Origin of the sequence: Metabacillus malikii, from assembly GCF_030813355.1 — a bacterium.
In the GTDB taxonomy this organism is placed as follows: domain Bacteria; phylum Bacillota; class Bacilli; order Bacillales; family Bacillaceae; genus Metabacillus; species Metabacillus malikii.
The window spans coordinates 142,082-156,556 of the sequence record NZ_JAUSUD010000001.1; the positions used below are offsets into that span (position 1 = coordinate 142,082).

Here is a 14,475-nt window from a genome sequence, read left to right on the forward strand (position 1 = left end):
GTATTTTCTATCCTATAAAGTAAAGTTGGTATAATTAATCAGACTTTTGTATCGTCATTAATCCTGTTTGTAAATTTATGCTGAAAAATCCAGTTGAAAAAACGAGATTTTTACAAAGTAAGGAAACTTTATACCTAATAATTTTGATCCTATGCAGGATATATGTTGTATAGAAAAAAAGAATATTTTGTTTGTCTTTCTAGAGTGCTACTAAAATCGAGCACTCTTTTTTTGTCTATTTAGAGAAAGAATTGCATTTTAAGAAATAATTTTGTATCAATATTAATAGAAAAGTAGTGAAACTTTATTACTATTTTCGGCAAAATAAATCTTTTTACTTATTTTTAGGTAGTTTTTTTGTGTTTTATCTATTAAACTATGGTAGTAAGAGGGAAAATAGACTGATATATTGCTTAATACAACAAATCTCACGTACATAATCTAGCAATAATCGACTTTACTAGTTTAGGGATGGATTTTGGTAAGTTTGCACGGATGAATAGATTACAAAGTAATTATTTCAAACGGTGCTATATCATAGGGAGGTACAAACATGAAGTATAAGTTATTAGGGCTAACAGCTACAGCTGTAGTAGGCTCATCTCTTTTTGCGACAATGGTTGAAGCAGAAAGTATTAAGGTTAAAAGTGGTGATACACTGTGGGAACTTTCAAAAGAATATAATACAACAGTCGACCTTTTGAAGAGGACGAATGGCTTATCCTCTGATATGATTAGAATTGGTCAAATATTGGAATTGCCAGGGACAACAACTTCAAAGACTACTACTAAGACAACAACTTCAGAAACTGTTACAGCTGCGCCAACTAAAACGCAATCAGCAACTGTAAAATCAACTACATATAAAGTAAAAGCTGGTGATTCCTTATGGGTTATCGCTAGGTCATATAATACTTCTGTTAATGAATTGAAAAGATTAAATAGCTTATCAAGTGATTTAATCCGTGTGGGACAGACTTTAATAATTAATAAGTCTAACGCTACGACTAGTCAAGAAACTGAGCAAACACCAAAACAATCTACTACTCCGAAACCTACTAGTAAACCTGAAAGCTCAAAGGAAAATAGTGCACCTAGTACTACTACAAGTACATACACAGTAAAACCAGGTGATTCCTTATGGAAGATTGCGAATCAGCATAATTTATCAATTGCTGAAATAAAGGTGGCAAATAATCTATCATCAGATACAATTTATATCGGTCAAGCTCTAAAATTATCTGGTAATGCCATTATTAAAAATGAAACGAACAATAATACTGTTAAAGATAATTCCAGTTCTTCAGCAAAAGTAAATACAATGATTGGCGAAGCGAAAAATTTAATGGGTACTCCATATCGTTGGGCAGGGAATACACCTGCAGGCTTTGATTGTAGTGGATTTATTTATTATGTTCTAAATAAAGTGACATCTGTATCGAGATTAAGTACTGCAGGATACTGGGATATTATGTCACCAGTAAATTCGCCTGCTGTTGGTGATTTTGTATTCTTTACTACATATAAAGCAGGCCCGTCACATATGGGAATCTATTTAGGGAATAATGAATTTATTCATGCAAGTAATTCAGGGGTGGCAATCGGTAATTTAACGAATTCATATTGGAAGCAGAGATATTTAGGAGCAAAACGTTATTTAAACTAACGTATTGTATGAAGAAGCCAAAAGGCTTCTTTTTTATTTTGTGTAAAAAACAATGTAGAATGGTAGACATTGAGTTGAGAATGAAACAGGTTTGATTTTTGTATATCATCTTCATTTCTAGTATACTCGTGGATGTACAAAAGTTATTATAAGTTAAATGAAAGAAGGACATAGTAATTGGAAAATTTACAATCATACAATTTACCGGAAGAAATTATACAACTTATTAACGAGCGGAAAAGTACGTATCATGAGTCAGATTTATTTCTAATTGGGAATAGTGGATATACACCGTCTGAGGAATCAATATTATATGATGCATTGGTTGCGTTAGCGCTTGGGAAAAATATACTTTTAAAAGGGCCAACAGGTTCTGGAAAGACAAAGTTAGCGGAAACATTATCAGCTATTTTTCAACAACCTATGCATAGTATTAACTGTTCGATAGATATGGATGCTGAAGCATTATTAGGCTTTAAAACGATCGAGAATGACAATGGGAATCCCACAATTGAGTTTGTGCCGGGACCTGTAGTGAAAGCAATGACGAAAGGACATTTACTTTATATTGATGAAATCAATATGGCAAAACCTGAAACATTACCGATTTTAAACGGTGTACTTGACTATCGTAGAATGATTACAAATCCATTTACGGGCGAAATTGTAAAGGGGATTCATACTTTTGGAGTAATTGCTGCGATTAACGAAGGGTATGTAGGGACAGTCCCTTTAAATGAAGCGTTAAAAAATCGTTTCGTTGTCATCGATGTGCCATATATTCAAGGTGAAGAATTAAAAAATGTATTGAAACAACAAACTAACCTGAAAGATGAGAAATTAATTGACTTGTTTATAAGACTGTCTGCTGATTTACTTGCGCTAGTTCAAAATGGACAAGTTTCAGAGGAGGCAGCTTCAATACGAGCTCTAATTGATACTTGTGACCTTGCAAATTTCCTTCCGCCGATTCGAGCTATTGAAAGAGGGATCGTTGACAAAATGGAAGATGCTAGGGAAAAAGCAGCAATTCGTAATATTGCTGAAACATTATTTGAGTGAGGTTTTCTAATTGAGGTTTATTAAATTTAATGACCAGCAGGTAGATTCCTTTTTATTCATGGAATTATCGGACTTAGCGAAAGCTTTAACAAAACAACCTGAAATAGAGGTGGACTATAGTGTGCAGTCATACCTCGATCCTGTTGAGAATAAGGTGTTCATTAGTCACTTTTGGGACCACCGTAAAAATGGGGAGACAATAGATGGTCTTAAGAGTGATATATATTTAAGATGTATAGGAAATTATTATTATACAAATTATCAACAAGTTTCTAAATTCCTAATCGAAACGAAGCAGTTACATTTATCAAGTCTAGCTAAACAGCTCTTTATCTTATTAGAAGATATTCGGCTAGAAGAACGATGTGTGAAAGAACGACCAGGTACAAAATATGTTTTTGCGTCGAGAAAAGACATGTATCGCAAGTATTTTAGGAGTCAACTAACTGTCCATCATGAACGGAATATTGTAACAGATGCATTTTTTAATACATGTTATCTAATTTTAACAGCACAATCTCCACTCGAGAATGTTTTTAAATTATCTGAAACACTGGATCGTATGATGCCTTATTTAGAGTCAAAGCTATTCCAAGTGTATGAAACAAATTCAACTGAACAAATAGTAAAACTTGTTCTAGATATTATCGAGCCTCTAGAAGAAATTCTTGAAAAGGATATGTTGAACACGTACTTCTTCTTGGCGGAGCTGCCTTATGAAACGATTGTAAGCCCGAGTCTCTTCGAAGAATTAAAAAGAAACCCTAAATTAAAGAACAAAGATTCATTAAAGGATGCTAGACAAGGTGATGAAGATGTTCATGAAAATAAAATGCCTACATGGCATAGTGAAACGAGTAAACCTACAAAAAGTTTTTTGCAATTTGAGATAGAGCAAGGTACAAATACAACAATTAATGGCGATGGTATTATCCGAGAAGGGGAAGACACGGACCAAGCACTTGGGATGGTCCAAGGGACTTCTAAATTAGCCAAAAAAAATGATTATTCAAAGCTTGAAGCGCTTGGAAATGTTAAAGAGGAAAGAGAATCATCTGGAGAGATGGCATATGGAAAGGAAAACAAATATGCATACCCAGTTTTTAAGCGGTCTTCTAAACCTCTTTTAGAAGAAATCGACAGCTATCAGGCTAAAAAGAAGGAAATCGTAATTTATCAAAAAAAATTACACATGATGTTTCAAAAAACATTAGAACATAAAAGAACGATGCCAAGGAATGATTTAGACTTTGGTCGGTTGAATAAAAAGTTATTAAGGATTCTGACTGATAGGAATCCAAAGCTATTCTATAAGAAGCAGGAGAAGTCACCGCAAATTGATGCGGTTTTTACATTGCTAGTCGATTGTTCTGCTTCAATGTTTGATAAGATGGAACAGACAAAGTTAGGGATTATCTTATTTCACGAAACATTAAAGTCTGTTCAAGTTCCCCATCAAGTTGTAGGGTTCTGGGAAGATACAAATGAAGCTACAAAGACAAAACAACCTAATTACTTCCATACAGTCATTTCTTTCGAAGATTCATTGAAACAGCAAATAGGACCTGAAATTATGCAATTGAACCCTGAGGAAGATAATCGTGATGGGTATGCAATTAGACATCTAACAAAACATATGACAAAGAAAACGGAAACTCAGAAGTTTCTTCTAGTGTTTTCAGACGGTGAACCTGCAGCAATGGGATATGAAAGAAATGGGATAATTGATACACACGAAGCAGTTTTAGAAGCTAGAAAAATGGGTATAGAAGTAATGAACGTATTCTTATCAAATGGTGAAATTGATGAAGCAACTAAAAAAACAATTCAAAATATTTATGGGAAATATAGTATCTTCGTAAATGAAATAGAACAACTGCCTAATCAGCTATTTCCTTTGCTGAAAAGATTGTTATTAAAAATGATATAAGTGAGAGTGGTTGATTTTCCATGTCAACCACTCTATTTTTATAATTTCATGGAAAATACTCTAAAATAATAAATATTGTACTTTATTTTGCGTTGATTAAATATTAATCAGATATATTCATATTGTTCTTTCTTAGTAGAATAATGAATGATAAGTAATCGAATGTACACTTGTATTGGGTAATAGGAAAACTAATCTGAATCAAGCTATAAGAAGGTATATTTACATTTTAAAGATACTTCTTAAATAGCCGGTTCAGTTGTTAGATAATTCTGTCAATTGTACAATTTACAACTACATGTAACAGTAGTGAAAAAACTATTCACTTTTTTGAAAATTTTAATTAATGTGGCTTGGAATAAAGGGCTATCAGTGTTAAAATATGTTTGGAAGCGTTTTAATACAAACCTACTATACTGTTTTCATCGAATGATATTGTAGGATAGTATTAAAAACTTTCAGAAGCTTAATTAATATGATTACTAAAGCATTTAAGAATAGTTGGGGGTAATGTTTGATGTCAGAAGGCACACTGAAGAAGAAATACCCTTGGGAAGACTTTCATGGTCCAAACCTCGGCTATGTCATGGAACAATATGATCGCTACAAGACAGATCCAAATTCTATTGACATAGAATTAAAAGAAATTTTTGATAATTGGGGTTCTCCTTCTATACAAAAGGATGAAGAAACATTTTCGACTAGTGAAAAGATTAGTAATAACAAAATGAAAAAAGTTGCTGAAGCAGTCAATCTTGCGACAAATATTCGAAGATATGGACATTTAAATGCTTCAATCTATCCTTTAGAAGATAATAATACACTTAATCAATTTCTGTCATTAGATTCTTATGACTTGACTAAAGAAGATTTAAAGGAAATTCCAGCTAGCCTTATATGTGAAGATGCTCCTCCACATGTTACAAACGGTTTGGAAGCCTTCCAGTACTTAAAGGAAGTATATAAAAAATCCATCGCCTTTGAATTTAGTCATGTTCATAATTATGAAGAGAAGACTTGGCTTGTAAAACAAGTAGAATCAGGGTCGATTTTTAAGGATTTATCGACTGAAAAACGTAAGTCAATATTAAAACGTCTTACAGAAGTAGAAGGTTTTGAGCAATTTTTGCATAAAACATTTGTTGGACAAAAGCGTTTTTCTATTGAAGGTTTAGATATGTTAGTTCCAATTCTTGATGAATTAATTTCTAGTGCTGTAGAAGTCGGTACTAATACTATAAATATAGGTATGGCCCACCGTGGTCGATTAAATGTGTTGGCACATGTATTAGGGAAGCCATATGAAATCATATTTTCAGAGTTTCAACATGCACCAAATAAAGAATTAGTACCTTCTGAAGGGTCAATAGGCATCAATTATGGCTGGAGTGGGGATGTTAAATACCATTTAGGGGCTAATAAACAAATTAAAGATGACAATACAGTTAGAGCCAAAGTGACATTAGCAAACAATCCGAGTCATTTGGAGTTCATTGACCCAATTGTTGAAGGGTATACTCGTGCAGCTCAGGAGGTTCGAACTGTTAAAGGATATCCAGATCAAGATGTCAATAAAGCGATGTCCATCTTAATTCACGGTGATGCTGCTTTTCCTGGTGAAGGTATCGTTGCAGAAACGCTTAATTTAAATAAATTAAGAGGTTACCAAACAGGGGGAACTGTACATATTATCGCGAATAATATGATTGGATTTACGACAGAGAGTCGTGATTCACGTTCTACTAAGTATGCAAGTGATTTGGCAAAAGGTTATGAAATTCCTATCGTTCATGTAAACGCAGATGACCCAGAAGCATGCTTAGCCGCTGTTCATATAGCGATGGAATACCGAAATAAATTTAAGAGTGACTTTTTAATTGATTTAATCGGATATAGACGTTTCGGACATAACGAAATGGATGAACCAGCAATGACTCAACCAAAACTTTATGAAAAAGTACGCAAACATCCTACAGTTCGAAAGTTATATGGCGAAAAACTATTAAACGAAGGTGTTCTTAAAACTGAGGATATTGAAAGTATTAATGAATCTGTTCAAAATACTCTAGAAAAAGCATACCAAAAGGTACCAGATAAAAAAGTATCTCAGGTTCATGAAATAAAGCTTCCTAAATTCGTTAACAGCGGTTTGCCAGATTTAAAAACTGCAGTCAATAAAGAGCAGCTATTAAAACTGAATCAGGAGTTAATAACTTGGCCTGATAAGTTTAACGTTTTTCCTAAGTTACAAAGAATACTAGAAAAACGTGCGAAGGCACTTGCAGAGGATGGTAAAGTCGAATGGGCATTAGGTGAGGCATTAGCATTTGCATCGATTATTGAGGATGGAACACCTATTCGGATAACTGGCCAAGATTCGCAACGTGGAACATTTGCACAAAGACATATCGTTTTACATGATGTCGTAACGGGTGAATCATATTCACCATTACACAAACTGACTTCTGCTAAAGCTTCATTTGCAGTTCATAATAGTCCATTATCAGAAGGCTCAGTTTTAGGCTTTGAGTATGGCTATAATGTATTTGCACCTGAAACGCTAGTATTATGGGAAGCGCAGTATGGAGATTTCGCCAATGCAGCTCAAGTGTTTTTTGACCAATTCATTGCTGCTGGACGTGCTAAGTGGGGACAAAAGTCCGGATTAATTATGTTATTACCACATGGATTTGAAGGTCAAGGTCCTGAACATTCTAGTGGACGTTTAGAACGCTTCCTCCAATTAGCAGCGGAAGATAGTTGGCAGGTTGCAAACCTAACTAGTGCAGCTCAGTACTTTCACATTTTAAGACGCCAAGCCGACTTACTAAAACGTGAAGAGGTACGACCGTTAGTTATTATGACGCCAAAGAGCTTATTACGTAATCCGCAAACGGTGTCTGACATATCTGAGCTAGGTGAAGGAGAGTTTAAACCAGTTATTGAACAGCCTGGACTTGGTGCAGCTCCAGAGAAGGTGAAAAGACTTATTTTATGTAGTGGGAAAATTTCTATTGATTTAGCAGATAAATTGGCAACAATAGATGGTGATAAGGATTTGTTCCACATTTTACGTGTAGAAGAGCTTTATCCATTCCCTAAAAAGATTATTACTTCAATAATCGATAAGTTAACTTCTCTTGAAGAAATCGTCTGGGTTCAAGAAGAACCGCAAAATATGGGAGCATGGTTGTTTATAGACCCTAAATTACGTGAAATTGCTCCAAATGGGGTTCCAGTTAAATATATTGGTAGACGGAGAAGACAAAGTCCTGCTGAAGGGGATCCGAATATTCATCGAAAAGACCAAAATCGTATCGTAACAGAAGCATTAACGATTTAATAAATATTTATAATTAGTTCATATCATGATAATAAGAATCGGGACTTGCAATGAACAAGGTGCTGTTCTTACCTTCGAATATAAGAACAGCACAAATTTTTAAGCATTGGCAAGCGCTCAAGGGGGAGACTAAAATGGTTGAGATTAAAGTACCAGAACTTGCAGAATCTATTACTGAAGGAACGATTGCGCAATGGTTAAAACAACCGGGTGAATTAGTTGAAAAAGGGGAATACTTATTAGAAGTAGAGACTGATAAGGTAAATGTTGAACTTACTGCTGAATATACAGGTGTATTAAAAGAAGTACATAAGGAGTCTGGTGATACTGTACAAGTTGGAGAAACAATTGGGGTCATTGATATAAACAGTCATTCAGCAGAACCAGCTACAAAATCAGAAGAGAAAATTGAAGAAGCTGTTCAAGCAGATTCAAAAAATGTTGAAGTAGAAGATAATAATAAACAAAGACCGATTGCTTCACCAGCAGCAAGAAAACTAGCACGAGAACGAGGAATTGACTTGCAACAAGTTAAAACGGTTGACCCATTAGGTAGAGTACGAAAGCAAGATGTTGAGGCCCATTCTGAAGGTTCAGTACAACCAAACGAACAACAGAAATCAGTTGCAAAAAATACTGAGAAACAAGAGGCCTTCAAAGAACAACCAGGTAAACCAATTGAACGTATTAAAATGTCAAGACGTAGACAGACTATTGCGAACCGACTAGTTGAAGTACAGCAAACAGCTGCAATGTTAACGACATTTAATGAAGTAGATATGACAGCTGTAATGGAAGTAAGAAAGCGTCGTAAAGATAAATTCTTTGAAACTCATGATGTGCGCTTAGGTTTCATGTCCTTCTTCACAAAAGCTGTTGTAGCGGCTTTAAAACAATATCCTTTACTTAACGCTGAAATTCATGGAAATGAAATCGTCATGAAAAAATATTATGACATTGGAATAGCTGTATCAGCTCCAGAAGGTCTAGTCGTTCCAGTTGTACGCGATGCTGACCGTCTAAACTTTGCAGGTATCGAAAGTGAAATACTAAATTTAGCAGTAAAAGCGAGAGATAATAAACTAGGCTTATCGGATTTACAAGGTGGAACGTTTACGATTACAAATGGTGGTGTATTCGGTTCCTTAATGTCTACTCCAATTTTAAATGGACCACAAGTTGGTATTCTAGGAATGCACAAAATCCAACTTAGACCTGTGGCAATTGATGAGGAAAAAATCGAAAATCGCCCAATGATGTACATTGCTCTATCATATGATCATCGAATTGTTGATGGTAAAGAAGCAGTTAGCTTCTTAGCAACTGTTAAAGAGCTATTAGAAGACCCAGAATCATTGTTATTAGAGGGCTAAAATTTATTTTAAAAAAGGAATGGTGTTCATCACCATTCCTTTTTTGATTGAACATGATATTAAAAGTTCGATAAGATAATTGGTAAAAGAAACACGTGTGTTTATTACAATAATACATTGGTATAATTACTCATCTTGATGTCAAAAAATGGTTTACTGTAACTTACTTAAGGGCTCTTTTCTAAAAAGATTGTTGTTTATTAATTGACTCTATCAAGGGTTGGTTGGAGCTGATTGCGAGATTCCTGCGGGATCGTGGGAGAGGTGAGACTCATGCAGGCGTTAACGCTGAGGAGATCGAAAAGCGTAGCATGCTTGCCCATCGACGTACAAACTGGAGGGTCATCGATTGAGATAATGAAATCACGATGAGTGTCGAATGGCGCGAATCGAAGATGACTTATCGTAGGGAGGTGAACTGAAGTTAGATAGCGGGTAGCCGCCGGAGACAGGCTCAATACCACCCCACGGAAAACGAGTACTATAGCGGAAACCAACCCAAAACGACAACCCAGTAATAGTAATAAGCAACAATATTTGCGAAAACAACCTACTTAAAATCTAACAATGAAAGTATTTGTTTTTTTAGAAAATTTGTAATATGAATTATATTAGTAAAATGTTAAAATGGGAAGTAATATAATGTTAATATAGTATTGGTTAATGAATGAATTGCTATTAAATCATTTCTAATCAATCTACAAACGCATGTTAATTTAGAGGTGATTTAGTGGGTAACAATGTTGAACAATGGTCTTCAAAACTAGCTTTTATTCTTGCTGCGGCAGGATCTGCGATAGGTTTAGGAGCTATATGGAAATTCCCTTATGTGGCAGGTACAAGTGGTGGTGGAGCATTTCTGCTCATCTTCATTTTATTTACATTATTAGTAGGTTTACCTCTTCTTTTAGGGGAATTAGTGATAGGTCGAAATACGCAAAAAGATGCAATTCGCTCGTATAAGCAAATTGCACCCAATTCGTTATGGCATAATATTGGTCGATTGGGCATTATTACTTGTTTTATCTTATTATCATTTTATAGTGTAGTTGGTGGCTGGATATTAATCTATATTATTAAAGCTTTATTAGGTGAGTTATCCGGGTTAACAGAAGTTCAATATAGTGAACTATTTGGACAAAGTATATCCAATACTGGTTTGACGATTACAGCACAATTCATATTTATGATTATGACCATTTTTGTTGTATCAAAAGGTGTTTCAAATGGAATTGAAAAGGCTAGTCGTTTAATGATGCCTGCCCTTTTTATATTGTTCATCATTTTAATCATTAGGTCTGTTACACTTGAAGGTTCTATTGAAGGGATTATTTTCTTTTTACAACCTGATTTAACTAAAATCTCATCTGAAACAATTCTTTACGCAATGGGACAATCCTTCTTTGCATTAAGTGTCGGTGTTTCTGTCATGGTTACGTATAGTTCATACTTATCTAAAAATGAAAATTTGCCGCAATCTGCAATTTCAATTGTCGTTTTAAACCTATTAGTTGCGATTTTAGCAGGTTTAGCAATTTTTCCAGCGGTTTTCTCATTTGGACTATCTCCTGATGCTGGACCCGTTTTGTTATTTAATGTATTGCCAACTGTATTTAATCAGATGCCATTTGGTATTGTGTTTTTAGTAGCTTTTTTACTTTTATTCCTTTTTGCAACATTGACCTCTGCATTTTCAATGTTAGAGATAATCGTTGCTTCAATAGCAAAAGGTAATCAAACGAAAAGAAATCATTATTCCTGGATAATAGGAATAGCAATATTTATAGTTGGTGTCCCATCTACTTTATCGTATGGGGTACTAAGTCATGTAACAATTTTTGATAAATCCATTTTTGATGCTGCGGATTTTCTCGTTAGTAATATTTTAATGCCTTTAGGGGCCTTGTTAATATCAATCTTTGTACCAGCTAAACTGTCAAAAAAGACACTCTACAATGAATTGAAACAGGGCTCATCGATTAGTAAAAAGCTATTTACAATTTGGTATTTCGTTTTAAAATATTTCGCTCCTATTGCGATAATCGTTGTGTTTTTAGACGCTTTAGGCATTATTTAAAAAATAGAGGGTGATTAAAAGGGGATAGCCCTTAAAATCACCCTCTGATTTGTGTGTATACACTCTAATAGCAATACTAGGCCTATTTAGTCAATATACGTTCGTTTTAATTTTAGCTTAGGTTGACATTGGCAATTGATACAACTTCATTATTAAAATGGTTTCCATTTTAATTGTTGACCTTCATGATATCTACGCTCAACTTCACGCCAATTTACAACATTCCACCAATTCTTCACATATGATTTTCTGTCATTTTTATATTTTAAATAATATGCATGTTCCCATACATCTAATACTAATAGAGGAACAATATCCCATTGGCTTAAATTTTGATGTTTTTCAGCTTGGAGTATTTCTAGTCTTCTTGACCTTGGTGACCAAACTAGGATGGCCCATCCAACTGCTTCAACATTTACTGCAGCTTCGGTAAAATGTTGTTTAAATTTCTCAAAACTGCCGAATGTGCTGATGATTTCTTTCATTAACATACCAGTTGGCTCGCCTCCACCATCCGGAGTCATGATATTCCAAAAAATTGTGTGCAGGTAATGACCCGCACCATGAAATGCTGCCTCTCTTTGCCAATGTTTAATCATTGAATAATCATTTGAATTACGAGCTTTTCGCATTTCTTTTTCAGCCTTATTTAAGCCATCTACATATGTTTTATGATGTTTATCATGATGTAGTCTCATTGTTTCTCGATCTATATATGGTTCAAGTGCTTCATAATTATATGGTAGTGGTGGTAAGCTATGTTCTCCGATCGGCACAGTATTCGTGTGTTGAGGTAGACGTGTGTCTGTTACAGGAAGCTCATTTAATGTATAGTAGGATTCAAATTGTAGATATAATTGATTTGCACGCTCATAGATTTTGATGGGTTCAACCAAAATTTCAGTCGATAGTTCCTCTTGGAAATCTAAAAGATGTTTCTTCCATTCTTCCAATTGAGTGATATTATGTGAATCTCTCAAACTAGTTAACGAGTCATTATATGTGGTCAACATTTCTTGGCACCAATGAATCATAATATTTTTGTATTCTGTCATGCTATTTTTCCTCCTCCCGTTACGTAGTTCTCATAATATGCTGGTAAAATGAAACGTTGACAGCATAAGTCCATAGTAATGTAAAATGAGTTACTTATTTCTTCTGTAAGTAATGAGCGAATGCCAATAGGGGAAAGACTTTATTATAACTATGATAGTTAATGTAAAATTGACCCGGTAGACCAATTCCGGTAGGATATGAAAAGCTAGCTTTATCTTGATTTTCTCTAAGGAGATATAATAATCCTCGTCTAACCTCCTGACTGTTTTTGTGACCTGCTTGTATTAAAGCATCAACGGCCCATGCTGTTTGGCTAGGCGTGCTGAAAGAAAGCGGTGTATAAGCTCTAACTTGACTACTACTACAAGACTCACCCCAACCACCATCGGAATGCTGAATGTGCTTTAACCAATTTGTTGCTTTTTTAATCGGTAGTGCGTTTTTTGATATTCCGACTGCAGTAAGACCTGTTACTGCTGCCCAAGTTCCATATATGTAACAAACTCCCCAACGGCCATACCATGATCCATTTGTCTGTTGCTGTTGCAATAACCAATAGACACTAGCTTTTATAAGTGGATGTTGAATTGTTAACCCACAATAATTACCGAGGAATTCTAAAACTCTACCTGTTAAATCGGGAGTGGAAGGGTCAATTGCAGCATCTTTTGCATTGTCAATTGGTAAGAATGTTAGTATAGGGTTTGCTTTATTTTTTTCAAATGCAGCCCAACCACCGTCAACGTTTTGCATAGATAGTAAATAACTAACTCCCGTAAACCAACTTTGATAGACTGCTTTATCCGTTTGTGCTGTCCTAGTCAAGGCCCTCAATACTGCTGAGGTATCATCATTGTCAGGATTTAATGTATTATTGTGTGAAAAGCCCCAGCCACCATACTTTCTTTCAAATAGATGAACCGTATCACTTATCTGTTGTTTATTTACTAAGTATTTTGTTGCTTTCTGAATACTAGGATGATTGGCTGGTATCTGTGCTTCTTGAAACGCATAACTTAATAATGATGTGTCCCAGATAGTTGATGTAGAATTTTCGAGGTGTACCCCATTACAGTTTTTATTAAGAAGGTTTTTTAAACTGACTATTGCTTTTTTTATAATCGGGGATTCCTTTTTATAACCGAGAGCTAGAAGTGCGTAAATCATATAAAAAGTCGCACTTGCATAGCTAAAAAGGGTGCCGTCGTTTTCAATTCGATTTATCATATATTGTTCTGCTCGTTCATAGCCTAAACGGTGGAAATATTTAGGGAGATTCAGTAATTTTATCATCTCTGCTTTAAAAGGATTATCTAAACGAGTTGTCGAGAATAACTCCCATTCATCGATACCACGATGTAAGTTGAGAGAATTGAGGCTAGGAGCACTTCTGTTATTTATTGTAAATTTTTTGTTTGCAGCAATAATCATTGGAAGTAAGTGTACTCTGGCATATGAACTAAAATGATTAAAATGTATCGGAGAAGACGAGGGGAGTAACATGAAAGTCATAGGAATGTAAAAATATGCTGGCCATTTGTATTGACCTATAACTGCAAGCATCCACTTTGTCATAAAGTGTGTGTTTGATAGTCCACCTTGTTGTTTAATAAATCGTTTAGCTTTCCGTAAATTTGGATGATTAGGAGAATATAGTCCTGAGTATAAAATAGCGGTATAAGCTAGAACAGTACAAGACAAATCACCTGACATTTCATCGGGGGCTACTGACCATGTTCCGTTCTTATTTTGGATTACCATTAGTCTATTGACTAATTCTTGAATGAGTTTCTCTTCGTTATCAATTTCTAAGACACGTAATAATATAATCATATAAGCATCAGTTAAAAGACCACCCTCAAAACAAAAATCCCAATTTCCTTCTATCTGTTGCATGCTTATTAATTCCTTAATACGTTTGTCAACTTCTTTTTTGATTTTCATTTCAAATAAATCCATTCTTTACCA

The 14,475-nt window shown here is 34.8% G+C and carries 8 protein-coding genes; 6 read left to right on the top strand and 2 right to left on the bottom strand.

Annotation, left to right across the window (positions count from 1 at the left end; translation table 11 throughout):
* Positions 1-553 precede the first annotated feature (553 nt).
* From J2S19_RS00785 to J2S19_RS00810, 6 genes are all read left to right on the top strand, one after another.
* Positions 554-1,666 carry a C40 family peptidase gene (locus J2S19_RS00785; RefSeq protein WP_307335733.1) on the top strand — a complete coding sequence of 371 codons (1,113 nt, stop codon included), beginning with the start codon at positions 554-556 and terminating at the stop codon, positions 1,664-1,666.
* 177 nt (positions 1,667-1,843) lie between these two features.
* Positions 1,844-2,728 carry an ATP-binding protein gene (locus tag J2S19_RS00790; protein ID WP_307335736.1) on the top strand — a complete coding sequence of 295 codons (885 nt, stop codon included), beginning with the start codon at positions 1,844-1,846 and terminating at the stop codon, positions 2,726-2,728.
* 10 nt (positions 2,729-2,738) lie between these two features.
* Positions 2,739-4,658 (top strand): vWA domain-containing protein, encoded by a 1,920-nt coding sequence (locus tag J2S19_RS00795; protein ID WP_307335739.1) that lies wholly within the window; start codon positions 2,739-2,741, stop codon positions 4,656-4,658.
* A 517-nt stretch (positions 4,659-5,175) separates the two neighbouring features.
* Complete coding sequence (sucA, locus tag J2S19_RS00800; protein ID WP_307335741.1) at positions 5,176-8,001, top strand: 2-oxoglutarate dehydrogenase E1 component; 2,826 nt, start codon at positions 5,176-5,178, stop codon at positions 7,999-8,001.
* A gap of 134 nt (positions 8,002-8,135) precedes the next feature.
* The gene (gene odhB, locus J2S19_RS00805; RefSeq protein WP_307335744.1) at positions 8,136-9,374 is read left to right on the top strand and encodes a 2-oxoglutarate dehydrogenase complex dihydrolipoyllysine-residue succinyltransferase; all 1,239 of its coding nucleotides are present in this window, start codon (positions 8,136-8,138) and stop codon (positions 9,372-9,374) included.
* Positions 9,375-10,104: 730 nt separating this feature from the next.
* Entirely contained in the window at positions 10,105-11,451 is a 1,347-nt protein-coding gene (locus tag J2S19_RS00810) for a sodium-dependent transporter (RefSeq protein WP_307335746.1), read from the top strand.
* Between the two features lie 152 nt (positions 11,452-11,603).
* Here J2S19_RS00810 and J2S19_RS00815 read toward each other — a convergent pair whose 3' ends face one another.
* Together J2S19_RS00815 and J2S19_RS00820 are read right to left on the bottom strand one after the other, a co-directional pair.
* Positions 11,604-12,506 (bottom strand): superoxide dismutase, encoded by a 903-nt coding sequence (locus J2S19_RS00815; RefSeq protein ID WP_307335749.1) that lies wholly within the window; start codon positions 12,504-12,506, stop codon positions 11,604-11,606.
* A 94-nt stretch (positions 12,507-12,600) separates the two neighbouring features.
* Complete coding sequence (locus J2S19_RS00820) at positions 12,601-14,466, bottom strand: terpene cyclase/mutase family protein (RefSeq protein ID WP_307335752.1); 1,866 nt, start codon at positions 14,464-14,466, stop codon at positions 12,601-12,603.
* Between the last annotated feature and the right edge of the window lie 9 nt (positions 14,467-14,475).